General features: G+C 69.8%; 21 protein-coding genes and 1 riboswitch. Of the genes, 12 read left to right on the top strand and 9 right to left on the bottom strand.

From position 1 onward, the window contains the following. Positions 1–51: 51 nt before the first annotated feature. From ACOCEP_RS19435 to cobN, 6 genes are all read left to right on the top strand, one after another. Positions 52–1,383 (top strand): SLC13 family permease, encoded by a 1,332-nt coding sequence (locus ACOCEP_RS19435; protein ID WP_482339031.1) that lies wholly within the window; start codon positions 52–54, stop codon positions 1,381–1,383. Between the two features lie 17 nt (positions 1,384–1,400). Beyond that, positions 1,401–2,555, top strand: coding sequence for a glycerate kinase family protein (locus ACOCEP_RS19430; protein WP_482339029.1), 1,155 nt, complete (start codon positions 1,401–1,403; stop codon positions 2,553–2,555). Between the two features lie 56 nt (positions 2,556–2,611). Continuing rightward, complete coding sequence (locus ACOCEP_RS19425) at positions 2,612–2,860, top strand: hypothetical protein (RefSeq protein ID WP_482339027.1); 249 nt, start codon at positions 2,612–2,614, stop codon at positions 2,858–2,860. Next, a complete protein-coding gene (locus ACOCEP_RS19420; protein ID WP_482339025.1) occupies positions 2,844–4,286 on the top strand; it encodes a sensor histidine kinase in 1,443 nt (480 codons plus the stop codon). Before ACOCEP_RS19425 ends, ACOCEP_RS19420 begins: the two co-directional genes overlap by 17 nt. Next, positions 4,271–4,948, top strand: a complete 678-nt coding sequence (locus tag ACOCEP_RS19415) for a response regulator transcription factor (protein WP_482339023.1) — start codon at positions 4,271–4,273, stop codon at positions 4,946–4,948. Before ACOCEP_RS19420 ends, ACOCEP_RS19415 begins: the two co-directional genes overlap by 16 nt. Positions 4,949–4,980: 32 nt before the next feature. Further along, positions 4,981–5,094: riboswitch (cobalamin riboswitch) on the top strand. 35 nt (positions 5,095–5,129) lie between these two features. After that, the gene (gene cobN / locus ACOCEP_RS19410; protein WP_482339021.1) at positions 5,130–8,711 is read left to right on the top strand and encodes a cobaltochelatase subunit CobN; all 3,582 of its coding nucleotides are present in this window, start codon (positions 5,130–5,132) and stop codon (positions 8,709–8,711) included. A 378-nt stretch (positions 8,712–9,089) separates the two neighbouring features. Here the strand turns inward: cobN and ACOCEP_RS19405 are convergent, their stop codons facing one another. Then, the gene (locus ACOCEP_RS19405) at positions 9,090–10,178 is read right to left on the bottom strand and encodes a dihydrofolate reductase family protein (RefSeq protein ID WP_482339019.1); all 1,089 of its coding nucleotides are present in this window, start codon (positions 10,176–10,178) and stop codon (positions 9,090–9,092) included. A 1,060-nt stretch (positions 10,179–11,238) separates the two neighbouring features. On the opposite strand from ACOCEP_RS19405, the gene ACOCEP_RS19400 reads away from it, so the two are divergent. After that, positions 11,239–12,810, top strand: coding sequence for an ABC-F family ATP-binding cassette domain-containing protein (locus ACOCEP_RS19400; protein WP_482339018.1), 1,572 nt, complete (start codon positions 11,239–11,241; stop codon positions 12,808–12,810). 63 nt (positions 12,811–12,873) lie between these two features. Here ACOCEP_RS19400 and paaE read toward each other — a convergent pair whose 3' ends face one another. Genes paaE through paaZ form a run of 6 tightly spaced genes read right to left on the bottom strand, consistent with a single transcriptional unit; the run spans position 12,874 to position 18,536 of the window. Beyond that, positions 12,874–13,944: a 1,2-phenylacetyl-CoA epoxidase subunit PaaE gene (paaE, locus tag ACOCEP_RS19395; RefSeq protein WP_360122100.1), complete on the bottom strand. Its 1,071-nt coding sequence runs from the start codon at positions 13,942–13,944 to the stop codon at positions 12,874–12,876. A 1-nt stretch (position 13,945) separates the two neighbouring features. Continuing rightward, positions 13,946–14,434, bottom strand: a complete 489-nt coding sequence (gene paaD / locus ACOCEP_RS19390) for a 1,2-phenylacetyl-CoA epoxidase subunit PaaD (protein ID WP_482339016.1) — start codon at positions 14,432–14,434, stop codon at positions 13,946–13,948. Next, the gene (paaC, locus tag ACOCEP_RS19385; RefSeq protein WP_482339015.1) at positions 14,428–15,285 is read right to left on the bottom strand and encodes a 1,2-phenylacetyl-CoA epoxidase subunit PaaC; all 858 of its coding nucleotides are present in this window, start codon (positions 15,283–15,285) and stop codon (positions 14,428–14,430) included. The genes paaD and paaC overlap by 7 nt, the downstream gene beginning before the upstream one ends. 1 nt (position 15,286) lies before the next feature. Beyond that, positions 15,287–15,571, bottom strand: coding sequence for a 1,2-phenylacetyl-CoA epoxidase subunit PaaB (gene paaB / locus ACOCEP_RS19380; protein ID WP_037346994.1), 285 nt, complete (start codon positions 15,569–15,571; stop codon positions 15,287–15,289). Beyond that, entirely contained in the window at positions 15,571–16,509 is a 939-nt protein-coding gene (gene paaA, locus ACOCEP_RS19375) for a 1,2-phenylacetyl-CoA epoxidase subunit PaaA (protein ID WP_482339014.1), read from the bottom strand. Before paaA ends, paaB begins: the two co-directional genes overlap by 1 nt. Then, positions 16,506–18,536: a phenylacetic acid degradation bifunctional protein PaaZ gene (paaZ, locus tag ACOCEP_RS19370; protein WP_482339012.1), complete on the bottom strand. Its 2,031-nt coding sequence runs from the start codon at positions 18,534–18,536 to the stop codon at positions 16,506–16,508. The genes paaA and paaZ overlap by 4 nt, the downstream gene beginning before the upstream one ends. A 205-nt stretch (positions 18,537–18,741) precedes the next feature. Between paaZ and paaI the strand changes: the two genes are divergently transcribed. From paaI to ACOCEP_RS19355, 3 genes are read left to right on the top strand one after another with little or no spacing between them, the layout of a single operon-like run. After that, positions 18,742–19,125: a hydroxyphenylacetyl-CoA thioesterase PaaI gene (gene paaI, locus ACOCEP_RS19365; RefSeq protein WP_038517894.1), complete on the top strand. Its 384-nt coding sequence runs from the start codon at positions 18,742–18,744 to the stop codon at positions 19,123–19,125. Between the two features lie 2 nt (positions 19,126–19,127). Then, complete coding sequence (paaK, locus tag ACOCEP_RS19360; protein WP_350594893.1) at positions 19,128–20,411, top strand: phenylacetate--CoA ligase PaaK; 1,284 nt, start codon at positions 19,128–19,130, stop codon at positions 20,409–20,411. Further along, positions 20,408–21,001, top strand: coding sequence for a TetR/AcrR family transcriptional regulator (locus ACOCEP_RS19355; protein WP_126737382.1), 594 nt, complete (start codon positions 20,408–20,410; stop codon positions 20,999–21,001). The genes paaK and ACOCEP_RS19355 overlap by 4 nt, the downstream gene beginning before the upstream one ends. 93 nt (positions 21,002–21,094) lie before the next feature. Here the strand turns inward: ACOCEP_RS19355 and ACOCEP_RS19350 are convergent, their stop codons facing one another. Beyond that, positions 21,095–21,361 carry a hypothetical protein gene (locus ACOCEP_RS19350; RefSeq protein WP_482339010.1) on the bottom strand — a complete coding sequence of 89 codons (267 nt, stop codon included), beginning with the start codon at positions 21,359–21,361 and terminating at the stop codon, positions 21,095–21,097. 125 nt (positions 21,362–21,486) lie between these two features. Between ACOCEP_RS19350 and ACOCEP_RS19345 the strand changes: the two genes are divergently transcribed. Next, a complete protein-coding gene (locus tag ACOCEP_RS19345; RefSeq protein WP_482339008.1) occupies positions 21,487–22,152 on the top strand; it encodes a TetR/AcrR family transcriptional regulator in 666 nt (221 codons plus the stop codon). Here ACOCEP_RS19345 and ACOCEP_RS19340 read toward each other — a convergent pair. Continuing rightward, positions 22,079–23,107, bottom strand: coding sequence for an AraC family transcriptional regulator (locus ACOCEP_RS19340; RefSeq protein WP_482339006.1), 1,029 nt, complete (start codon positions 23,105–23,107; stop codon positions 22,079–22,081). The two genes, ACOCEP_RS19345 and ACOCEP_RS19340, sit on opposite strands and share 74 nt — an antisense overlap. A 78-nt stretch (positions 23,108–23,185) precedes the next feature. Here ACOCEP_RS19340 and ACOCEP_RS19335 point away from each other — a divergent pair, with 78 nt between their 5' ends. Next, on the top strand, positions 23,186–24,289 hold the full coding sequence (locus ACOCEP_RS19335; RefSeq protein ID WP_482339005.1) for a winged helix DNA-binding domain-containing protein: 1,104 nt from the start codon (positions 23,186–23,188) through the stop codon (positions 24,287–24,289). Positions 24,290–24,393: the final 104 nt, after the last annotated feature.

The raw sequence follows: 24,393 nt of genomic DNA, 5'->3' as shown, positions 1-24,393 counted from the left end.
AAACCCAAGCACACCAAGGCATAGCTGATCCCCACAGCAGCCATTCCACCCTTGGGCACCGCGCTCGTGCCCGGCGGACCGGGCTGGCAAGGCGCACTGGTGCTGGCCGTCTTCGCCATGGCTGTGGGCGCATGGGTTCTGACCAGCCTGGACGACACGTGGATAGCGCTGGCGGCGGTGGCCGTCCTGGCCGTCACCGGGGTCCTCGCCCCCGCCGACCTGTTCGCCACGCTCGGCGCGGATCTGGTGTGGCTGTTGATCGCGGCGTTCGTGCTGGCGGCCGGGCTGACCGGATCGGGGCTGGTCGACCGGTTCGTGGCCATGGTCCCGGCACGGGCGCGATCGGTGCGCGGGCTGGCGCATCTGTCGACGGTCGCGGTGGTGGTCTCGTCGCTGGTCGTCCCCTCGACGTCGGGGCGGGCGGCGCTGGCCGTGCCGGTGTTCACCGCCTTGGCGGGCGCCCTCCCGCGGACGGCCAAGGCGCTGTCGGTGCTGTTCCCGACGGTGGTGTTGCTGTCCGCAGTCTCGACGCTCATCGGCGCGGGCGCGCATCTGGTGGCCGACCAGCTCCTGCGTGAAGCGACCGGTGACGGCATCGGCTTCCTGCGCTGGCTGGTGCTGGGCCTGCCGCTGGCGCTGGTCTCGTCCCATCTCGCGGCCGAGGTCGTCCTGCGGTTGTTCACCACGCGCGAAGACCGTCGTGAGCGGTTCGATCTGCGCTCCAGGTTCCCGTCGCGGGGGCCGTGGACTCGAAGAGAACAATTCGCGGCGGTCACCATCGGAGCCGTGCTGGTGCTGTGGTGCACCGAATCGTGGCACGGACTGCCGCCCGCGCTGGTCGGGCTCGTCGGCGCGCTGGCGATGTGCGTGCCACCGCATCGGGTCACCACGGGTACGGCGCTGAAAACCGTGCCGTGGTCGCTGCTGCTGTTCACCGCCGCGACGGCCGCGCTGGGCGGCGCGCTGGTGGCGTCGGGCGCGGCGGCGTGGGTGGCGGACGTGGCCTTGAGTCCCGTCCGGGGCGCGCCGGCGTGGGTCGTGCTGGCGGCGGTGATCGTGGTGAGCACGGCCGCGCATCTGGCCGTGCAGTCCCGGTCGGCGCGGTCTTCGGTGCTGGTGCCGGTGGTGATCCCGCTCGCGGCGGCCACCGGGCTGGCCCCGGCCGCGGTGGTGTTCGCCTCCACCGCGGCCGCGGGGTTCTGCCACACCCTCACCTCGTCCGCCAAACCCGTCGCGCTCTTCTCCGACATCGACGGCGTGCCGACCTATTCGCCCCGCGACCTGCTTCGCCTCTCGAAAGTGCTCGCGCCACTGCACGTGGTCGTCGTCGCCGTCTTCGCCTTGCTCGTCTGGCCGTACCTCGGCCTCTCGCTCATCCCGTGAACCATCAGGAGGAAGTCATGCGGATCGTCGTCGCCCCCAGTGGGTTCAAGGAAAGCCTCGGTGCCGAAGCCGCTGCCGACGCCATCGCCGAGGGGGTGCTGCGGGTCGTCCCGTTCGCGGAGATCGACCGCGTCCCGCTCGTGGACGGCGGCGAGGGGTCGGCCGCGGCTCTGTCCGGGAGCACCGGCGGGAAGATCGTGGACACCGTCGTCACCGGGCCGGTCGGGCTGCCGGTGCGCTCCCATTTCGCGATTCTCGGCGACGGCTCGACTGCGGTGGTCGAGATGGCGGCGGCCGCGGGGCTCCGCCTGGTGCCCGCCGATCGGCGCGATCCCGGGCGCACCACCAGCCGGGGCGTCGGCGAGCTGATGATCGCCGCGCTCGACTCGGGTTGTTCGTCGGTGCTCGTCGGCTGCGGAGACTCCGGCGTGTCCGACGGCGGCGCCGGAGCTCTCCAGGCCTTGGGCGCCCGGGTGCTCGACCGCGCCGGTCAGGAGGTGGGTCCCGGCGGGGCGGAGCTGGCGCGGGCCCGGCACATCGACGTGTCCGGGCTCGATCCGAGACTCGCGGGCACCGAACTCCGGCTGGCGGTCAACCCGCACAACGTCCTGTGCGGCCCACGCGGTGTGGCCAGGGTGTTCGGCCCGCAGAAGGGCGCCACCCCCGAGCAGGTGGAAAGACTCGCCGCCGCGCTGGACAACTGGGCCGACGTCCTGCGCCGCGACCTGGGCGCCGACGTCGCTCTCGTCCCCGGATCGGGTGCTTCCGGCGGTCTCGGCGCCGGACTGTGCGCGGTACTTGGCGCCCGGCTACTGCCGAGGTTCGAGGTCCTGCTGGACCACGTCGACCTCGACGCCCGGCTGGCCGCGGCCGATCTCGTGGTCACCGCCGAGGGCACGATCGACGCCCAGACCCCGCACGGGAAGGTGCCCGCCGAGGTGGCCCGCCGGGCCAAGGCGCACGGGAAGCCGGTGGTCGCCCTCGCCGGCCGGATCGGCATGGACGCCGACACCACCTACGCCGTCGGTATCGACGCCTTCCAGGCCATCCAGCCGGGTCCGGTGGACCTGGACGAGGCGATCCTGCGCGGCGCTGAATTCCTCACCGACGCCGCCGAGCGGATGCTGCGGATCGTGCTGGTCGGCACCCGCCTGTCCACGCCCGCTATGTGAAGATTCCTTCATCTTGTCCTCATTTTCGCCACATCGACGGCCGGGAAGGTGGAGCCATGGCCCGTACGCCGCGTATCGCCCTCCTCGTCGCCGCCGTGGCGCTCCCGCTCGGTGCCGCGGTGGTCACCTGGGCCTGGCCGGAGCCGCCCGCGCCGCGGGCGCCGGTCGAGGTGAAGCTGAAGGAACACCCCACGTCGACCACCCAGTCCCCTCCGCCGAGTAGTTCCACGCCGGTGGTCGTGCCACCGCCCCCGGTGGTCCCGCCCGGCGACGACCAGGACGACGACGGTGCCGACGACGACTGAACCCAGGATGCGGGCGGTCCCCGCGCGAATCCGGATCATGGGCTGGCTCCTGCTGCTCGTCGCCGTGGTGACGGTGGCGACGACGCTGGTCACGTACAACCTCTTGCTGCGCGAGGTCGACAGCGACGTCAACGCCGCGCTCGAACAGGAAGCCGCCGAACTCGGCCAGGTGCTGGAAGAGGGCGTGGACCGCGCCACCGGGCAGCCGTTCCCGGACGTGCGGTCCGCGCTGTCGGCGCATCTGCGGCGCCAGTACGTCGACGACGACGAGGTGGTGCTGGCCTGGACGCCGTCGTCCGGGCCGATCCTGCAGGACCGCGAGGAACCGTTCCGTCTTGGCGAAAGCCCGGGGCTGCTGAACCCGATCCTCGCCGACCCGGCGCGCAGCGGCAGCGTCGAGACCCCCGCCGGAGAGATGCGCTGGATCCGTGTCGACGCGTCTGGCACCCGAGAGGGAGACCGGGGCTCGTTCGTCGTCGGCTACTTCGTGGACCGCGACCGCGCCGAGATCGCCACCACCGTGCGGACCCTGCTGTTCGTCGGCTTGCTCGGGCTGGTCCTGGCCGGGGCCGCGGCGTGGCTGGTCGCCGGACAGATCCTCGCCCCAGTGCGGCTGGTGCGCCGCGCCGCCGCGGAGATCACCGAACACGACCTGACCCGCCGTATCCGGGTGGACGGCCGTGACGACGTCGCCGCGCTCGCCGAGCAGTTCAACGCCATGCTCGACCGGCTCGACCTCGCGTTCGCCACCCAGCGGCGGTTCCTCGACGACGCCGGCCACGAACTGCGGACACCCATCACGATCGTGCTCGGCCATCTCGAACTGCTCGACGACGACCCGGTCGCCCGGGCCGAGGCGATCCGGCTGTGCGTCGACGAACTGGACCGGATGAACCGCATCGTCGGCGATCTCCTGCTGCTGGCGAAGGCCGAACAGCCCGACTTCGTCACCCTCGCCCCCACCGACGTCACCGAGCTGACCAGCGATCTTTACGCCAAGGTCCGCACCATCGGCGATCGTCGCTGGCGGCTGGAGGCGCTCGGCGAAGGCCAGGTGCCGCTCGACGAGCAGCGCACGACCCAGGCCGTGGTGCAGCTGGCCCAGAACGCCGTCCAGCACACCGGAGACGGCGACGAGATCCTGATCGGCTCGGCCGTGACCGAGGACACCGTGTCGTTCTGGGTGGCCGATCGCGGCCCCGGTGTGCCGCGGGAGGACGCCGAGAGGATCTTCCAGCGGTTCAACCGGGGGCCGTCCGGCGGCCACCGGAGCGGGGCCGGGCTCGGACTGGCGATCGTGCGTGCGATCGCCGAGGCTCAGCACGGCCTGGTGCGCTTGGAGTCGGCGCCGGGCCTCGGCGCCCGGTTCACCATCGAAATCCCTGTTCACGCCGTCGAAGGAGGCACGCCGTGGCCCGCATCCTGATCGCCGAGGACGAGGAGCGCATCGCCTCGTTCGTCCGCAAGGGGCTCATCGCCAACGGCTTCACCACCACCGTGGTCGCCGACGGTGAACAGGCTCTCCAATACGCCCTCGGTGACGGCTACGACCTGCTGGTCCTCGACCTCGGCCTGCCCTCCCGCGACGGCCTGTCCGTGCTGCGGACGCTGCGCGAACACCACAACACCACCCCGGTGGTGATCCTCACCGCGCACGATTCGCCGCAGACCACCCTGGCCGGGCTGGAGGGCGGCGCCGACGACTACATGGCCAAACCGTTCCGCTTCGACGAGCTGCTGGCCAGGATCCGGCTCCGGCTGCGCCGCACCGAACTCGTCGCCGAGACCACCGTCCTGCACGCGGGCCCGCTGTCGCTGGATCTGCGCACGCGGCGCGCGGACGTCGACGGCACCGGCGTCGACCTGACCTCGCGCGAGTTCGCCCTGCTGGAGCTGTTCATCCGCCACCAGGGGCAGGTGCTGACCCGTGAGCAGATCCTCTCCCACGTGTGGGGGTACGACTTCGACCCCGGCTCCAACATCGTCGACGTGTACGTCCGCACCCTGCGCCGCAAGATCGGGCCAGGCCACATCCGCACCGCGCGCGGCATGGGGTACGCGTTCGACCCCGGCCGCACATCACCTTGACTCCCGCCGGACCGCACCGGAGAGTGAACCGGAGAAACCACGCGTCGGCAGGTGGAGGAACCCGGTGAGAGTCCGGGGCGGTCCCGCCACTGTCACCCCTCCCGGTGAAGAGGGGAAGCCAGGAACTCCGGCCGGCGCGACCGTACGACCCGGGGCGCGGACACCCCGAGTGAGGAACGCTGTGATCCTGCTTCTGTCCACTTCGGACACCGACCTGCTCAGCGCCCGTTCCAGCGAGGCCGGCTACCGGCTGGCGAACCCGGCCCGGCTCGACCTGGCCGAGCTGCCCGCCCTGCTCGACGGCGCCCCGATCGTCGTCGTCCGGATCCTCGGCTCCGAACGCAGCTGGCAGGAGGGACTCGACACGGTCCGCGCGAGCGGCGCGCACGTGGTCGTCCTCGGCGGAGAGCAGACGCCGGACGCGCAGCTCATGAAGCTCTCCACGGTCCCGGCGGGCACCGCGGCGGAGGCGCACGCGTACCTCGCGCAGGGTGGGCCGGAGAACCTCACCCAGCTGCACCGCTTCCTGAGCGACACGCTCCTTCTGACGGGTGACGGCTTCGAGCCGCCCGCCGTGCAGCCGCTCTGGGGTGTCCTGGAGCGCGAGCCGAAGAGCACCGAGGGCCCGGTCGTCGCGATCCTCTACTACCGGGCGCATCATCTGTCCGGGAACACCGAGTTCGTCCACGCCCTCGCCGACGCCATCGAGGACGCCGGGGGCCGCGCGCTCCCGATCCACTGTGCCTCCCTGCGCACCCGCGAGCCGGAGATGATGGCCGAGCTGGCCAAGGCCGACGCGCTCCTGGTCACCGTGCTGGCGGCCGGCGGCACCCGGCCGTCGGAGGTCGGTGCGGGCGGCGACGACGAGGCATGGGACGTCGCCGAGATGGCCGCGCTCGACATCCCGATCCTGCAGGCGCTCTGCCTCACCAGCGACCGCGAGACCTGGTCGGCCAACGACGACGGCCTCTCGCCGCTCGACGCGGGCAACCAGATGGCCGTCCCCGAGTTCGACGGCCGGCTCATCACCGTCCCGTTCTCGTTCAAGGAGATCGACGACGACGGCCTCCCCAAGTACGTGCCGGACGCCGAGCGCGCTTCGCGGGTCGCCAAGATCGCGCTCGCGCACGCCCGCCTGCGCCACACTCCCCCGCCGGAACGACGGATCGCGCTGATGCTCTCCGCGTACCCGACGAAGCACTCCCGCGTCGGCAACGCCGTCGGTCTCGACACACCCGCGTCCGCGATCGAGCTGTTGCGCCGCATGCGCGACCAGGGTTACGACCTCGGTGACGATCCGTTCCCCGGCGTCGAGCCCACCGGCACCGACCAGCCCGACGGCGACGCGCTGATCCACGCGCTCATCGCCGCGGGCGGCCAGGATCCGGAGTGGCTCACCGAGGAACAGCTGTCCGGCAACCCGATCCGCGTGCCCGCGGACAAGTATCGCCAGTGGTTCGCCGAGCTGCCCGCGGAACTGCGCGAGGGCATGGAGGAGCACTGGGGCCCGGCGCCCGGCGAGCTCTATGTGGACGACGGGGACATCGTGCTGGCGTCGCTGCAGTCCGGCAACGTCATCCTGATGATCCAGCCGCCGCGCGGTTTCGGCGAGAACCCGGTCGCGATCTACCACAACCCGGACCTCCCGCCGAGCCACCACTACCTGGCCGCGTACCGGTGGCTTGAGGAGGAATTCGGCGCGCACGCCGTCGTCCACCTCGGCAAACACGGTTCGCTGGAATGGCTTCCCGGCAAGACCGCGGGTCTCTCGGACTCGTGCGCGCCGGACGCCGTCCTGGGCAATCTGCCGCTGATCTACCCGTTCCTGATCAACGACCCCGGCGAGGGCGCGCAGGCGAAACGGCGCGCGCACGCCACGATCGTCGACCACCTGATCCCGCCGATGGCCCGCGCCGAGAGCTACGGCGACATGGCCCGCCTGGAGCAGCTCCTCGACGAGCACGCCAACATCGCCGCGATGGACCCGGCGAAACTGCCCGCCGTCCGCGCGCAGATCTGGACGCTGATCCAGGCCGCGAAACTGGACCACGACCTCGGTGTCGAAGAACGCCCGCACGACGCGGAGTTCGACGACTTCCTGCTGCACATCGACGGCTGGCTGTGCGAGGTCAAGGACGCCCAGATCCGCGACGGCCTGCACATCCTCGGTGCCGCGCCGGTGGGCGAGGCGCGGATCAACCTCGTGCTCGCCATGCTGCGCGCTCAGCAGATGTGGGGCGGTAAACAGGGCGCCGTCCCCGGCCTTCGTTCCGCCTTGGGGCTCAAAGAGAACAGCGACGCCCCACTGTCCGAAGTGGACGCCATCGAGCAGACGGCACGATCCCTCGTCGAGGCGATGGAAGCCCGCGACTGGTCCCCCGCCGCCGTCGCCGAGGTCGTCGCCGAAGTGCCGGAACACCAGGAGGTCGCCCGCGTGCTGACCTTCGCCGCCACCGAGATCGTGCCGCGGCTGGCGGGCACCGGCGCCGAGATCGACGCCGTGCTCCACGCGCTCGACGGCGGCTACATCCCGGCGGGGCCCAGTGGTTCTCCCCTGCGGGGCCTGATCAACGTGCTGCCGACGGGCCGCAACTTCTACACCGTCGACCCGAAAGCCATCCCGAGCCGTCTCGCGTGGGAAACCGGACAGGCTCTCGCGGACTCGCTTCTCCGCCGCTACAAGGAGGACACCGGCGACTGGCCGCGTTCGGTCGGTCTCTCGGTCTGGGGCACGTCGGCGATGCGCACGTCGGGTGACGACGCGGCGGAAGTCCTTGCCCTGCTGGGAGTCCAGCCGATCTGGGACGAGGCTTCGCGGCGCGTCACCGGGATCGAAGCGATCCCGCTCGCCGAACTCGGCCGTCCGCGGATCGACGTCACCGTGCGGATCAGCGGGTTCTTCCGCGACGCCTTCCCGCATGTGATCACCCTGCTGGACGACGCCGTGCGCCTGGTGGCGAACCTCGACGAGCCGGACGAGCAGAACTTCGTGCGGGCCCACACTCGCGCGGATCTGGCCGCGCACGGCGACGAACGCCGGGCCACCACGAGGATCTTCGGCTCCAAGCCGGGCGCGTACGGCGCGGGCCTGCTGCCACTGATGGATTCCGGGAACTGGCGCGACGACAAGGATCTCGCCGAGGTCTACGCGGTCTGGGGCGGCTTCGCCTACGGCCGCGACCTCGACGGCCGGCCGGCGCGCGAGGACATGGAGAACTCGTACAAGCGAATCGTGGTGGCGGCGAAGAACACCGACACCCGCGAGCACGACATCGCCGACTCCGACGACTACTTCCAGTACCACGGCGGGATGATCGCGACGGTCCGCGCGCTGACCGGGACCGCGCCCGCGTCCTACGTCGGCGACAGCACCACTCCGGACGCCGTCCGCACCCGCACGCTCGGCGAGGAGACCGCCCGCGTCTTCCGGGCCCGCGTGGTCAACCCGCGCTGGCTGGCGGCGATGCGCAAGCACGGTTACAAGGGCGCTTTCGAGCTGGCGGCGACGGTCGACTACCTGTTCGGTTTCGACGCCACCGCGGGCGTCGTCGGCGACTGGATGTACGAGAAGCTCACCGAGTCCTACGTGCTCGACGAGGTCAACCAGGAGTTCTTGCGCCAGGCCAACCCGTGGGCGCTGCGCGGCATCATCGAGCGGCTGAACGAGGCGGCCGATCGGGGGCTGTGGGCGGAGCCGGACGCCGATCTTTTGGCTCAGCTGCGCGAGGTCTACCTATCGCTGGAGGGGGATCTCGAATCCTGACTTGCCTGTTGGCGGAGCTGAGCAGTGGCCGCGAAAGGTGTCCATACGCGTGAACCCGCCACGGCCGAAGGCCCCGCTATCGCGGTGGCAGGGCGCCCTATCCGCATCCGTGACAGGGAAGGCTAAGCCGCGTCCTGCCGACGTCGATCGCGGTCGCGGGTTCACCAGAGACATTGCTGTCACCCGCTGGAGCAGTGCCGTAGCACTCCCGGCGGTACCACTGTCATATGCGCAGAACTTAGCGTGACAAGGGCGGTGGGACGTCAACGATCGGGAGGACAGCGATGATCAAGCGTCTGTTGAAGGTCGTGCTTCGCCACGGTTGCTGCTCGGCGTGCACCGGTCAGGGCTGCGGCTGCTGCGACGCCTGCAAGTAGTTCAGAGGTGGACACCCGGGATATGGGTGTTCGCGCGGCGGACGTCGGCGGCGAGGGCGGGTACCTCGATCACCCGGCGTCCGGCCGCCTCCAGCGTTTCGGCGCCGACGCAGTCGACGAACACCGACGGCTCGCGCCAGGCGAAAACGACGCGCGGGATGCCGGCGTCGAGGATGAGCTGGGTGCAGCTTCGCGGATGTGACGTCCGCGAGCTGCACGGCTCCAGTGACGTGTACATCGTCGCCTCCGCCAGCCTCGGATCCCCTGGTTCGAGTTTGGCGAGGGCGGCTTCTTCGGCATGGTTGGCGGGATCGCCGTCGCCCGAGAAACCGGTGGAGATCACTTCGCCGTCGGCGGCGGTGATCACCGCTCCGACGCGGAACGTGCGCGGCGGGCAGTTCTCGGCCAGCGCGATGGCCTCACGCAGGTGTTGAATGTCCACATCGGACGGTTCCGGCGTCGCGTGGTACTCCAGGACGGCGATGTCGCCCAGCCGCGTGGTTCCGGTCAGCGTCAGCCCGCGCGGGAACGCGCCCGGCCCGACGAACCGCGGCGCGCGTGTGTCGCCGACGAAGAACGGCGCGACAGCGAGATGCAGTTCGTCGACCAGGCCTTCGGTGAGGAACTGGGTGTGGATCGCGCCGCCGCCTTCGACCATCAGCCGCCGGACGCCGCGCGCGTGGAGATCGGCCAGGATTTCATTCAGGCCGGACAGTTCGACGACGGTCGCCTTCACTCCCGTGACGACGCCGGGCGGCGCGTAGACCAGCTTCTCGGTGTCGCCGACAGTGAAGAACTGCGCCGCCGGATCGAGTGACCCGCTCCGCGTGAGGGTGACCTTGACCGGCTGCTCCGGACGTCCTTCCGCGACCCTTTTCGCGACGAGCTCCGGCGAGCGGACCAGCAACCGCGGATTGTCCGCGCGCACCGTGTTCGCGCCGACGAGGATCGCGTCCGACGCGGCACGCAGCCCGTCCACTCTGGCCCAGTCCTCCTCGTTGGACAGCACCAGCCGGGTGTCGCTCGCGTCGTCGAGGTAGCCGTCGAGCGAGACCGCGGCGGAGAGGAGGACATGAGGGCGTTCGATCACGACCGCCAGTATGCCCCTCGCGGGTCTTTGGGACAGACCGTGACTCAGGGCTCTGTGGCGGGTTGTTCGTTACCGGGATTCGGCGACGGCCTGAGCCGGGGTCGGGTGTCGCGTCGGGGCGACGCCCTGGTGCCGTTGCCGGGATTCGGCGACGGTTGCCAATGGGAACTGGGACCGCCCCGATGCCACGTGACCGAGGCCGACACCCTCGGCCTTGCCGGAAATCGGCGACAGCGCCTGCACCTGCGGGAACCGGGGACCGGCACGATGGCGTGTCAGGGTCGACGCACCTGGCGGCCGTTGCCGCAAATCGGCGACGGTTGCCTCCGGGAACCGGGACCGCCCGACGTCACGTGACCGAGGCCGACACCCTCGGCCTTGCCGGAAATCGGCGACAGCGCCTGCCGGAACCCGGGGACTGGCCCGATGCCACATCAGGGCCGACCGCACCGGCGGTCGTCACCGCAAATCGGCAACGGTTGCCTCCGGGAACCGAGACCGCCCTGACGTCACGTGACCAAAGACGACACCGTCGGCGTTACCGAAATTCGGCGACGGTTGCCTCCGGGGACCGGGACCGCCCCGACGTCACGTGACCGAGACCGACACCCCTGACGTTGCCGGAAATCGGCGACAACGCCTGCCGACACCAGGGACCACTCCGCACCGAATCAGGGCCGACCTCACCGGCGACCATTGCCGAAATTCGGCAACGACCGCCCACGCAAGCCGCGGAACACCACCGCACCGCCGCCGAAATCCGCCGACCCTTCGCGAGCGGACCCGACATGGTGCCGCGTCGGATCATCATCGGCCCAGCCCCGGAGCCGGTCCCACGAACGCCGGACCAGGCGTGCCCGCTCAGGCCCGCGATCTCGACCGCTCCAAGGCACAAACCCGCCTCATCGGCTCAAGGACGAACCCGAGTACCGGATCGCCACGAAACGGCTACCGGGCCCCACGAAAATCGATCGCCACCCGACCTCCCAAGCGCTAACCTGCCACAGTGATCTTCTGAGACGAACCTGCGCCCTCATCCACCTCCTTCGCAGGGAGTCTCATGTCTTCTTCCTTGACGCTTTCCGACGTCACCTTCACCTGGCCCGACGGCGCCCCGGCGTTCGACCGCCTTTCGCTCACCCTCGGTTCCGGACGCACCGGGCTGGTCGGCACCAACGGATCCGGTAAGTCCACGCTGCTCAGGCTGCTCGCCGGCGAGCTGCGGCCCACGACGGGTTCCATCACCACACCGGGTGAACTCGGCTATCTGCCGCAGAACCTCGTCCTCGACACCGGCCGCCGCGTCGACGACGTGCTCGGTGTCACCGCGATCCGCGCGGCGATCCGGGCCGTCGAGGACGGTTCCGCCGCCGAAGAGCACTTCGCCACCATCGGCGACAACTGGGACGTCGAGGAACGCATCCACGCGATCCTCGACCGGCTCGGTCTGGCAGCCGTCCGCCTGGACCGGCGGGCGGGCGAATTGTCCGGCGGCGAACTCACGTTGCTCGGGCTGGCCGCCCTGTTGCTGCGCCGCCCCGCCGCATTGCTGCTCGACGAGCCCACGAACAACCTCGACCTGCGGGCCCGTGAACTCGTGCACCGCGAGGTCGCGGGCTGGGGCGGGATCCTCGTCGTGGTCTCGCACGATCGCGAACTGCTGCGGCTGGTGGACCGGATCGCCGAGGTCCGCGACCACGAGGTCACCTTGTACGGCGGCAACCTCGCGGACTACGAACACGCCGTCGAGGTCGCGCAGGAGGCCGCCCGACGGCATGTGCGCGCGGCGGAGTCGGACGTCAAACGGCAGAAGCGGGAGCTGGTCGAGGCCGGGATCAAACTCGCCCGGCGGGCCCGCTACGGCCAGCAGATGTGGGACCGGAAACGCGAACCCAAGGTGCGGATGCGCAAACGCCAGGAGGACGCGCAGATCGCCGCGGGCAAGTACCGGAACCTGCACACCGACCGGCTGGAAGGCGCCGTCGAGGCACTGAAGGCCGCGGAGGAACTGGTGCGGGAGGACGCCGAGATCCGCGTCGAGCTGCCGGAGACGACCGTCGCCCGCGGCACGGACGTGCTCCGGATCGACGCCGTGCCCCGGTTCGGCCCGGCGGCGGACCTGCACGTCATGGGCCCCGAGCGGATCGCGCTCACCGGCCCGAACGGTTCAGGGAAGACCACCCTGCTGCGGACGATCGCCGGCGAGCTGCCGCCGAAGTCGGGCGAGGTGGGGCTCTTCGTCCCCGCGAGGCTGCTCCCCCAGCGGATCGACGTGCTGGACGACACGCTGTCCATTGTGGACAACGTGCGACTGGTCGCGCCGTCGCTCACGGACAACGAGATCCGCGCGAGGCTGGCCCGGTTCCTGTTCCGGGGCAAGGCGGCCGACCGCGAGGTGGCGTCGTTGTCCGGCGGGGAACGGTTCCGGGCGGCGCTGGCGACGTTGCTGCTGACCGAGCCCACGCCGCGACTCCTGCTGCTCGACGAGCCGACGAACAACCTCGACCTGGCCAGCGTGCGGCGGCTCACCGAGGCACTGCTCGCCTACCGGGGCACGCTCATCGTGGCGAGCCACGACCGGCCGTTCCTGGCCGACATCGGCATCACCCGCTGGCTCCCCCTCCGCAATTAGTCCTCTGGATGCGGTAGTTGCACACGCAAGTACCGCATCCAGAGGACGAAACGCGGGGGTGGGTCAGGCGTCGAAGTCCACGGTGACGGCATCGGAGACGGGCACCGACTGGCAGGTGAGGACGAAACCGGCGTCGACTTCGGCCTTCTCCAGCGCGAAGTTGCGCCGCATGTCCACCTTGCCGTCGCAGATCTTCGCCCGGCAGGTGCCGCACACGCCGCCCTTGCAGGCGAACGGCAGATCCGGGCGGAACTTCTGCGCGCCGTCGAGCACCGAAGTCCCGCGCGGCAGCGTCATCGTCGTCGACCGGCCGTCGAGCACCAGCGTGACCTCGCTGGACGCACCCACGACGGCCGGGTCGACGTGATGCACCGGCTCCGGCGGAGTGTCCACATAGAACAGTTCCTGATGCACGCGTTCGTCCGCGACGTCCAGCGAGCGCAGGAGTTCCTGCGCGCCGGTCACCATCTCGAACGGCCCGCACAGCCACCAGTGCGCGACGTCCTCGACCGGGATCAGCACGCCGCACAGGCGCCGCAGCTTCTCCACGTCGAGCCGCCCGGTGAACAGTTCGGCCTCGCGCGGTTCACGGGACAGCACGTGGACGAGTTCGAGCCGCGCGGGGTAGCGGTCCTTCAGATCCGCGAGGTCGTCGGCGAACATGACGGTGTCCGTGCGGCGGTTGCCGTAGAGCACGGTCACGGTCGCGTCGGAGTCGCTGAGCAGCGAAGACGCGATCGACAACACCGGCGTGATCCCGGATCCGGCCGCGATCAGCACGTGATGCCCGGCGGCCTCCAGATCGGGGCTGAAGTTGCCGGTCGGCGGCGCGACCTCGATCTCGTCGCCGGGTTTCACGTCGCGCACGAGCCACGACGAGAACAGCCCGCCCGGCACCTCACGGACGCCGACCCGCGGCGCCGCGCCGGCGGGCGCGCAGATCGAGTACGACCGGCGCTCGTCGCGGCCGTCGATCTCGCGGCGCAGGGTCAGCGACTGCCCCGCCTTGAAGCGGAAGGTGTCCGCGAGGTCTTCGGGCACGTCGAAGGTCACCGCGACGGCGTCGTCGCACAGGCGCTGGACGTCCGCCACCTTCAGGGCGTGGAATCCCGTGCGGCGCAGGGTTGCGGTCACGCTAGATCTCCTTGACGTGTTCGAACGGTTCGAGGCAGAACCGGCAGCGGCGCAAGGCTTTGCACGCGGTCGCGCTGAACCGGGACTGCTCTTCGGTGTCCGCGGAACCACAGTTCGGGCAGCGGACCGACGACACCGCCGGGCTCAGCGTGAGGGGGATCGGCCCGGCCCGCCGCGGCGCGGCGCCCGGCGGCGCGATCCCGGCCTCGGCCAGTTTCCGTTTGCCGTCTTCGGTGATCCAGTCGGTGGACCAGGCGGGCTGCAGCACCGTGCGGACCTCGACCTCGCCGTAACCCGCGCCGGTCAACGCGTGCACGAGGTCGTCGCGCATGGTGTCCATCGCCGGGCAGCCGGTGTAGGTCGGGGTGATCGCGACGACCACCCGACCGTCCTCTTCGGACACATCACGCAGCACGCCGAGGTCGGCGAGGGTGAGCATCGGCAGTTCCGGGTCGGTGACCGTGGCCGCCACGGCGTACGCGGTCACCATGTCGCGTCCGGATGTTCCCTGGCGACACTCTGCAGCGTCGCCAGCAGGAAGCCCATCCGCTCGGTGTGCACGCCGTCGCGGCCCATCCGGCCGGAAACCCCGGCGATGGCACCGATTTCGGGACGCTTCAGCGTCGCGACGGCCAGCACCTGGTCCAGGATCGCGTCGAACTCCGGCCGCAGCGACGGCGAATCGACGAACTCGACCTCGTGCGCCGCGAAAAGCTCGTCCACGTACGGCCAGACCGCGTCGAGGCCCTCCAGCATCCGCGCGTGGGACAGCTCGGTGCCGTCGCCGAGACGCACGGCCCACTGGGCGGCGTAGTCGCGGTGGTACGCGACTTCCTTGACACCCTTGTCCGCGATGGCCGCGAGCACGGGGTCCACAGAGGACTGAAGCTGCTGCAGCAAAGCGAGCCGCCAGATCGAGAACACCAGCAGCCGCGCGATCAGATGCCCGAAGTGCCCGCCTTCGAGCTCGGCCAAGCGGACGTTGCGGTACTCCTGCTCGCTCCGGAAGAAGGCGTACGAATCCTCCGAACGCTCACTGCCATCGGCCTTGCCCGCGCGGGCCAGCAGCAGCCGCGCCTGCCCCAGCAGGTCGAGCGCGATGTTCGCGATCGCGACCTCGTCCTCGAGCTCGGGCGCGTTCGTGCACCACTCCTGCAGCCGGTGCGAGAAGATCAGCGCGTCGTCGCCGAGCATCAGGCAGTAGGCCGCCAGCCTGTCACCGTCCACACCGGACGGGACCGTGGTGTCCACACCGGACAGCGGATCCTCGAACCCGGTGCCGAAGGCCCAGCGGGAGTCGTTCTCCTCGGTGATCGCCTCATAGGCGTTGTCGAAGCTCATGTCAGATGTGGGGGACGTTGTCGGGGATTTCGTAGAACGTCGGGTGCCGGTACACCTTGTCGCCGCTGGGCGCGAAGAACGGGTCCTTCTCGTCCGGCGACGACGCGGTGATGTCCGACGCGCGCACGACCCAGATCGACACGCCCTCGTTGCGGCGGGTGTACAGGTCCCGCGCGTGGTGCAACGCCATGTCGTCGTCCGCCGCGTGCAGCGAACCCACGTGCACGTGGTTCAGCCCGCGCTTGCCCCGGACGAACACCTCGTACAACGGCCAGTCGTGTTTCATCACGAACCCTTCTTCGCTGCGTGCGCCGCTGCGGCTTCCCGCACCCACGCGCCATCCTCCTGGGCCCGCCGCCGGTGCGCGACGCGCTGGGCGTTGCAGGGGCCGTTGCCCTTCAACACGTTCTTGAACTCGTCCCAATCGACGGGGCCGAAGTCGTAGTGCCCTCGTTCGGCGTTCCACTTCAGGTCCGGATCCGGGAAGGTGACGCCCAGTGCCTCGGCCTGCGGGATGGACATGTCGACAAAGCGCTGGCGCAGCTCGTCGTTGGTGTGCCGCTTGACCTTCCACGCCATCGACTGCGCGGTGTTCGGCGAATCCGCGTCCGGCGGGCCGAACATCATCAGCGACGGCCACCACCAGCGGTTCACCGCCTCCTGCACCATCTCGCGCTGCTTCTCGGTGCCGCGCATCATGGTCATCAGCAGTTCGAAACCCTGCCGCTGATGGAAGGACTCCTCCTTGCAGATGCGGATCATGGCGCGCGCGTACGGCCCGTACGAGCTGCGGCACAAGGGAACCTGGTTGCAGATCGCCGCGCCGTCCACCAGCCAGCCGATCACGCCGACGTCGGCGAAGGTCAGCGTCGGATAGTTGAAGATCGACGAGTACTTCTGCTTGCCGTTGATCAGCTTGTCGGTCAGATCCGCGCGATCGGCGCCGAGCGTGGCGGCCGCGGAGTACAGGTACAGCCCGTGTCCGGCCTCGTCCTGCACCTTCGCGAGCAAGATCGCCTTACGCCGCAAGGAAGGCGCGCGGGTGATCCAGTTGCCCTCCGGCTGCATGCCGATGATCTCCGAATGCGCGTGCTGCGCGATCTGCCGGATCATCGTCTTGCGGTAACCCTCGGGCACCCAGTCACGCGGTTCGATGCGCTGATCGCGCTCGATCGTCGCCTCGAAATGCCGTTCGAGGTCTTCTTCCGGCAACGTCGCGGTCATGACTGCTCCTTCGCCACCAGGGTGAGCACGTCGTACTTGGCGACCGAGTCGCCGTCGGCGTTGGTGACGTCCGCGTCCCAGCGGACCTCGCCGTACTCCTGGTCGATGCGCGGGGTGATCTGCTTGGCGGTCAAGGTCACGGTCAGCGAGTCGCCGACCTTGACCGGGGTGAGGAACCGCAGGTTCTCCAAGCCGTAGTTCGCCAGCACCGGGCCGGGCTCCGGCGAGACGAACAGGCCGGCGGCGAACGAGACCACCAGGTACCCGTGCGCCACGATCCCGCCGAACAGCGGGTTCTCCGCGGCGGCCTCGGGGTCGGTGTGGGCGTAGAAGGTGTCGCCGGTGAACTCGGCGAAGTGGTCGACGTCCTCCTGGGTGACGGTGCGCGGGCCGGCGACCACGGAGTCGCCGATCTTGAGCTCCGCCAAGGACTTCCGGAACGGGTGGACGTCGCCTTCGGTACGCGGCGCACCCGCGACCCAGCGGCCGGTGACCGTGCTCAGGACGGCGGGCGAACCCTGGACCGCCGTGCGCTGCATGTGGTGCAGCACGCCGCGGACGCCGCCCATCTCCTCGCCGCCACCGGCGCGGCCGGGACCGCCGTGCACCAGCTGCGGCATCGGGGAACCGTGGCCGGTGGATTCCTTGGCGTCTTCGGCGTCCAGCACCAGCAGGCGGCCGTGGTACGGCGCGACGCCGAGGACGACCTCGCGCACGAACTCCTTGTCGGCGGAAACGACGGAACCGACGAGGCTGCCGCCACCGCGTGCGGCGAGCTCGATGACCTGCTCGGTGGAGGTGTAGGGCAGCAGCGTCGACACCGGGCCGAACGCCTCGACCTCGTGCGGCTCGGAGCGCTCCGGGTCGGCCTTCAGCAGGACGGGTGAGATGAACGCGCCGCGTTCGGCGTCCGCGCCGACGACCTCGACCTGCTCCGGGTCGCCGAAGACGACCGTGCCGACGTCCAGCAGCGCCTTGAGCGACCGCCGGACCTCCTCGCGCTGCTCCAGGCTGGCGAGGGCACCCATCCGGACGCCCTCGGCGGCCGGGTTTCCGACGGTGGTCTTCGCCAGGCGTGCGCTCGCGGCTTCGGCGACGTCGTCGAGCAGGTCGGCGGGGACGAAGGCGCGGCGGATGGCGGTGCACTTCTGGCCCGCCTTGACCGTCATCTCGGTGGTCAGCTGCTTGACGAAGAGATCGAACTCGGTGGTGCCGGGTTTGGCGTCCGGGCCGAGGATCGACAGGTTGAGCGAGTCGGCCTCGGCGTTGAACCGGACGGAGTTGCGCACGATCGCGGGGTGCGCGCGCAGCTTCTGCGCGGTGGACGCGGAGCCGGTGAACGAGACGAGGTCCTGCGCGGTGACGTGGTCGAGCAGGTCGCCGACGCTGCCCGCGACGAACTGCAGCGTGCCCTCGGGCAGGATGCCGGATTCGATGATGATCTCGACCAGGCGTGCGGTGAGATACGCGGTCTGGCTCGCGGGCTTGATCAGGCTCGGCACGCCGGCGAGGAACGCGGGCGCGAACTTCTCCAGCGGACCCCAGACGGGGAAGTTGAAGGCGTTGATCTGGACGGCGACGCCGCGCAGCGGCACGGCGATGTGCTGGGCGACGAAGGTGCCGCCCTTGCTCAGCGGCTCGACGTTGCCGTCGACGTAGACGGTGTCGTTCGGCAGTTCGCGCTTGCCCTTGCTGGAGTAGCCGAACAGCACGCCGATGCCGCCGTCGATGTCGACCATCGAGTCGCCCTTGGTCGCGCCCGTGCGCGCGGAGAGCGCGTACAGCTCCTCGCGGTGTTCGCGCAGGTGGGAGGCCAGCGCCTTCAGCAGCGCGGCACGCTGGTGGAAGGTCAGCTCGCGCAGCGCGGGGCCCCCGACGCGGCGGCCGTACTCCAGCGCGGCGGCGAAGTCGATGCCGTCGGACGAGACCCGGGCGACCTCCTCGCCGGTGGAGGCGTCGTGCAGCGGTACTCCGTCACTTTCCGCCGTGTGCCACCCGCCGGAGACGTAGCTGCGCAGCAATGCCATGGGGCCGACCCTTCGATGGTGGGATTAACAGACCGTCCGTTCAGTAATTCACTGTAGCTCGTGACCGGGGTCTTGCAAACCCCCCGATGGCGGTGGACCCTTGACATCTGCCCGAAAGCGCGCCTTTACTTGCGACACCCTTTAACAACCGTCCATTCGGTCAGTAACCAGGTGGTCAGGCTTGACTAGCAACGCCGCGCACACGATGTTCGCCGACGACCAGGCGTCGAAGGCGCTGGGCATCGAGCTGATCGAGGCCGCCGAAGGCCACGCCGTCGCCACCATGCGGATCACCGAGACGATGGTCAACGGCCACGACATCGCCCACGGCGGCTACGTCTTCCTGCTGGCCGACACGACCTTCGCCTGCGCCTGCAACAGCCACGGCCCGGTGACCGTCGCGGCCGGCGCGGAGATCTCCTTCGTCGCGGCGGGCAAACTCGGCGACCACCTCATCGCCACCGCCACCGAACGGACGCGTTACGGCCGCAACGGCATCTACGACGTCACCGTGCACCGGGAGACCCCCGACGGGCCGGAGGTAGTCGCCGAATTCCGCGGCCGCAGCCGCACCATCCAGAAGGCGTGACGATGACTTTCAGCGACGAAGCCGAGAACCTCACCATCGACGAACTCCAGGCGCTGCAACTGAAACGCCTCCAGTGGACGCTGCGGCACGCGTACGACAACGTGCCCTTCTACACGCGGAAGTTCGACGAGGCGGGCGTTCACCCGGACGACTGCAAGGCGCTGGAAGATCTGGCGAAGTTCCCGTTCACCACCAAACAGGATCTGCGCGACAACTACCCGTTCGGCATGTTCGCCGTGCCGGAGGCGCAGGTGAGCCGGATCCACGCGTCCAGCGGTACCACCGGGAAACCGACCGTCGTCGGCTACACGTCCGAAGACATCGACACCTGGGCGACGGTGATGGCGCGCTCGATCCGCGCCGCGGGCGGGCGGCCGGGCGACAAGGTCCACGTGGCCTACGGATACGGCCTGTTCACCGGCGGGCTCGGCGCGCATTACGGCGCCGAAAAGCTCGGCTGCACGGTGATCCCGGCGTCGGGCGGCATGACCGCGCGGCAGGTGCAGATCATCACCGATTTCAAACCCGAGATCATCATGGTCACCCCGTCGTACATGCTGACGCTGCTCGACGAGTTCGAGCGCCAGGGCATCGACCCGCAGACGAGTTCGCTCAAGGTCGGCATCTTCGGCGCGGAGCCGTGGACCGAGCAGATGCGCACGGAGATCGAGGAACGCGTCGGCATCGACGCCGTCGACATCTACGGCCTGTCCGAGGTGATGGGCCCCGGCGTCGCGCAGGAATGCGTCGAGACCAAGGACGGGCTGCACATCTGGGAGGACCACTTCTTCCCCGAGGTGATCGACCCGTTCACCGAGAAACCGACCGACGCCGAGGGTGAGCTGCTGTTCACCTCGCTCACCAAACAGGCGTTGCCGATCATCCGGTACCGCACGCGCGACCTGACCAGGCTGCTGCCGGGCACCGCGCGGCCGGCGTACCGGCGGATGGAGAAGGTGACCGGGCGTAGCGATGACATGATCATCCTGCGTGGCGTCAACGTCTTCCCCACGCAGATCGAGGAAGTCGTGCTGGTGACCCCCGCGCTCGCGCCGCATTTCCAGCTGATCCGGTCGACGAAGGGCCGGATGGACCACCTGACCGTCCGCGTCGAAGCGCGTCCGGACGCGACCGCCGAGCAGCGCGCCGAGGCCGCCGCCCGGCTGATCGCCGGGGTGAAGGACGGGGTCGGCGTGAGCGTCGGCGTCGAGGTCGTCGACCCGGACACGCTGGAACGCTCGCTGGGCAAGATGCGCCGCGTCCTCGACGAACGGGACCGCGCTTGAGCACCCCCGCCCGCCGGGGGCGTCCCGGTTACGACCTCGAGTCGCTGCTGCAGGTCGCGGTGAAGCTGTTCAACGAGCGCGGCTACGACGGCACCAGCATGGAGGACCTCTCCCGCAAGCTCGGTATCACGAAATCCGCGATCTACCACCACGTGCCGAGCAAGGAGGAGCTGCTGCGGCTCGCCGTCGACCGCGCGCTGAACGGCCTGTTCGCCGTCGCCGCCGAGACGGAATCCTTCGAGGGCAAGGCGATCGAAAAGCTGGAGCATCTGGTGCGGGGCAGTGTCCTGGTGCTGGTCGAGCAGCTGCCGTTCGTGACCCTGCTGCTGCGGGTGCGCGGCAACACCAAGATCGAACGGGCGGCGCTCGCGCGGCGGCGCGAATTCGACCGGCTCGTCACGGAACTGGTGAAACAGGCCGAAACCGAGGGCGACGTGCGCCCCGACATCGATCCCGCGGTCACCGCGCGGCTGCTGTACGGCATGGTGAACTCGCTGATCGAGTGGTACCGGCCGCGTCGTGGTTCGGCCGGGACGGAGCTGGCGGACGCGGTGTGCAAGATCGCTTTCGACGGCCTGCGGACCCAATAGCCGTAACTCGCGTGCTTGAAGGCGTAACTCGCGTGATTGAAGCCGGATCGGCTTCAATCACGCGAGTTACGCCTCTGATCACGCGAGTTACGCCTACTCCCCCGCGGCCTTCGGCGGCCGCCGCGCCTGCCAGATCAGGGCGTCACGCAGCTGCTGGATGAGCTGTTCGTCGTCGGCCTCCGACGGATCGACCCCGAGCGGGATCCAGCGTTCGCCGACCTCGGCCCCGTTCTCGTAGCTCGTGATCACGATCCCCGCGTACGAGACGCATTCGTCCTGGACGCGGACGTCACGATGCTGCAGCCGCACACTGACCCACCGTCCGGTACGGCGAACCGGCTCGCGTTCGGCACTGGCCATTCGTCCCTACTCATGACGCCCGGTCCCCCCGCCCCCAACGTCGCCGCGAAGGCCCCCGGGGTTACCGGCGGGTCGTTCCGAATGAGTAACGGCAGGCGGTCACGTGAAACGGTTACGCTCGGCCCATGAGCACCGATCCGGAGACCCGGCGGCGCCGCCTCGAACCGGCCGCCCGGCGCGCCGAGATCCTGACCGCGGCCCGGCGGCTGTTCGGCGAGGGCACGTACGCCTCGGTTTCGACCTCGGACATCGCGAAGGCCGCCGGCGTGGCCAGGCCGCTGATCAACCACTACTTCGGCGGCAAACGCGAGCTGTACCTGGAAGTCGTCCGGCAGATGATGATCGTCCCGGCGCCGGTGATCGAGAACCTGCCCGACACGAGCGCCGAAGAGCGGCTCGCGATCAGCGTCCGGCACTGGATCGAGGTCGTCGAGCGCAACGAGCAGGCGTGGCTGACCGCGATCGGTTCGGAGGCGGTCGGCCGCGACCCGGAGATCGAGCGGATCATGCTGGAGGCGGACGAGATCGCCGCCGATCGCGTGCTCGCGGCCGCGTTGATGAGCGACGTCACCGAGGGGCGCGAAGAACTTCGCGCGATGATCCGGTCGTACGGCGGGATGCTGCGCGCGGCGTCACGCGAATGGCTGATCCGCGGCACGCTCGGCCGGGACGAGCTGCGGGTCTTCCTCACCGACTCGATCCTGCACCTGCTGCGGGTCACCTACCCGGCCGTGCTCGCAACGCGTTCCGCCGGGCGTAAGCCGCCGGCGTCATCCCCTTCCAGCGTTTGAAGGCGTAGATGAAGCTCGACGCTTCGGCGTACCCCAGCCGCAGCGCGACGTCTTCCACGCTGAGCGCGCCGGTGTCGAGCATCTCCTCCGCCAGGGCCTGCCGGACCTCGTCGAGCAGCGTGCGGTAGCCGGTCCCGGCCTCGAACAGCCGCCGCCGCAGCGTGCGCGGGCTGAGCGCGAGCTGCCGCGCGACCTCGTCCATCCCGGCGTCGACGCCACCGAACCGCACCAGCCGTTCCCGGACCTGCTGGGCGATCCCGGAGCGTTCCCGTTTCCGTGACACCAGCAGATCGCAGTGCGCGGCGCAGACCGCGACCGTCTGATCGTTGGCCTGTGGCAGGGGTTTGTCCAGGAAGAGCGGATCCAGGGTGGCGAGATGCGACGGGGCGGAGAACGACGGCGCCAAGCCGAACGTCCGCTTGTACTCGTCCACAGTGGAGGGTTCGTCGTGCCGGAAGGCCAAGGAGCGCAAGGAGATGTCCGGCAGGATGTCACGCATGACGGTGTGGATGGCGCCGAGGTCGCGCAGCACCAGGAAGCGGGCGACGTCACCTGGCACGCGGCTGTCGTCCATGGCCAGCGCGAGCCGCCCGGCCTCGACGGTCACGTGCGGGATGCAGAAGGTGAAACTCAGGTCGAGGTAGCGCAGGGCGAAGCGCATCGCGTCCCCCAGCGTCGGGCTGCTGATGCACGCGAAGCCGAAGATGCCGAACGCGCTGACCCGGTAGCGCCTGCTCAGCCGCAGCGCGACGTCGTCTCCGCCGCCGAGCCCGCGGACCAGCGTCCGGACCACCGCGAGCTCTTGGCGCGCGTCGACCTGACCGTCCACAGGGGCGTGCTCGTAGGACTCCAACCCCGTGACGCCGTTCTCGGCGGCGAAGCGGGCCATCAGCACGATGCTCGCCGTGCCGCGGGGGTAGTCCCAGTCCCGGATCACCGGCGGCGGTAGTTCCATGGCCGGGATTATGGATCCCGGCAACGTCCGGCGCATCGAGGACCGTAACTGTCCTTGATCCCGATTAGGGTGAGCGGCATGTCCGACACGTTGAGCAGGCGCGCGCTGAACCGCGCCATGCTGGACCGGCAGTTGCTGCTCCGGCGTTCGAAGATGACCGCGCTCGAAGCGGTAGAGCATCTCGCCGGATTACAGGCGCAGGCCCCGAACCCGCCGTACTTCGCGCTGTGGACGCGGCTGCACGGGTTCCGCCAGGAAGACCTGGCGAGCCTCCTGCTGGACAAGAGCGTCGTGCGGATCGCGCTCATGCGCGGCACGGTGCACCTGGTCACGCCGTCGGACGCGCTCGCGTGGCGCCCCATCGTGCAGCCGCTCTACGACCGCTCGGTGCTCGGCAACACCCAGCACGGCCCCGACATCAAGGGCCTCGACCACCAGGAGATCGCTCGCACCGCCCGCAAGCTGCTGGGTGAGCGGCCGCTTTCGTCGGCAGGCCTCGGCGCGGAACTCGCGAAGCACTGGGAGGGTGTCGCGCCATCGTCGCTGGTACACGTCGCGCGGGCGCTGCTGCCGCTGGTGCAGATCCCGCCGCGCGGCGTCTGGGGCAAATCCGGGCAGCCGACGTACCAGACCACCGAGGACTGGCTGGGCGCCGAACCGGACACCGCGCCGTCGCCGGAAGCGATGTTCCGGCGCTATCTGGCCGCGTTCGGGCCGGCCAGTGTGCAGGACGCGCAGGCGTGGGCCGGGATCACGAAGCTCGGCGAGGTCGCCGAGCGGCTGCGGCCGGAGCTGCGGACGTTCCGTGACGAGAACGGCCGCGAGCTCTTCGACCTGCCCGAGGCCTCCCGTCCGGATCCGGACACGCCCGCGCCCGCGCGGTTGTTGGGACCGTTCGACCAGACCGTCCTGTCCTACGCCGACCGCACGCGCGTGATCAGCGACGAGCACCGCAAGGTCGTCATCACGCAGAACGGCCTGGTCAAGGGCACCATCCTGGTCGGCGGCATGGTGAAGGGCTTCTGGGAGATCGAGACCGTGAAGAAGGCGGCTTCGGTGGTGATCACGCCGTTCGAACGCGTCCCGAAGCGCGACCTGGACACGCTGGAGAGCTCCGCCCACCGCCTCCTGACCTGGGCGCACCCGAAGGCGGAGACCCACTCGGTGCGTTTCGTCCTCTAGTTGCGGTAGTTGGCAGCGCGAACTACCGCAACTAGAGGACGAAACGCGGGCAGGGGCGTGGCCGGAAATCTCGATCGGGTGGCCACTCGTGTACTTCCACCAGG

This window comes from Amycolatopsis sp. CA-211722, assembly GCF_056828465.1.
Note: the sequence above shows the minus strand (reverse complement) of the source record. Positions and strands in the feature narration are given on the sequence as shown.

Bases quoted from the DNA above. Each gene is read 5' to 3' on its own strand.
- ACOCEP_RS19430 (WP_482339029.1), top strand. From the start codon at position 1,401: ATGCGGATCGTCGTCGCCCCCAGTGGGTTCAAGGAAAGCCTCGGTGCC.
- ACOCEP_RS19425 (WP_482339027.1), top strand. From the start codon at position 2,612: ATGGCCCGTACGCCGCGTATCGCCCTCCTCGTCGCCGCCGTGGCGCTC.
- ACOCEP_RS19400 (WP_482339018.1), top strand. From the start codon at position 11,239: ATGTCTTCTTCCTTGACGCTTTCCGACGTCACCTTCACCTGGCCCGAC.
- paaD (WP_482339016.1), bottom strand. From the start codon at position 14,434: ATGGTGACCGCGTACGCCGTGGCGGCCACGGTCACCGACCCGGAACTG.
- paaC (WP_482339015.1), bottom strand. From the start codon at position 15,285: ATGAGCTTCGACAACGCCTATGAGGCGATCACCGAGGAGAACGACTCC.
- paaB (WP_037346994.1), bottom strand. From the start codon at position 15,571: ATGAAACACGACTGGCCGTTGTACGAGGTGTTCGTCCGGGGCAAGCGC.
- paaA (WP_482339014.1), bottom strand. From the start codon at position 16,509: ATGACCGCGACGTTGCCGGAAGAAGACCTCGAACGGCATTTCGAGGCG.
- paaZ (WP_482339012.1), bottom strand. From the start codon at position 18,536: ATGGCATTGCTGCGCAGCTACGTCTCCGGCGGGTGGCACACGGCGGAA.
- paaI (WP_038517894.1), top strand. From the start codon at position 18,742: ATGTTCGCCGACGACCAGGCGTCGAAGGCGCTGGGCATCGAGCTGATC.
- paaK (WP_350594893.1), top strand. From the start codon at position 19,128: ATGACTTTCAGCGACGAAGCCGAGAACCTCACCATCGACGAACTCCAG.
- ACOCEP_RS19350 (WP_482339010.1), bottom strand. From the start codon at position 21,361: ATGGCCAGTGCCGAACGCGAGCCGGTTCGCCGTACCGGACGGTGGGTC.
- ACOCEP_RS19345 (WP_482339008.1), top strand. From the start codon at position 21,487: ATGAGCACCGATCCGGAGACCCGGCGGCGCCGCCTCGAACCGGCCGCC.
- ACOCEP_RS19340 (WP_482339006.1), bottom strand. From the start codon at position 23,107: ATGGAACTACCGCCGCCGGTGATCCGGGACTGGGACTACCCCCGCGGC.
- ACOCEP_RS19335 (WP_482339005.1), top strand. From the start codon at position 23,186: ATGTCCGACACGTTGAGCAGGCGCGCGCTGAACCGCGCCATGCTGGAC.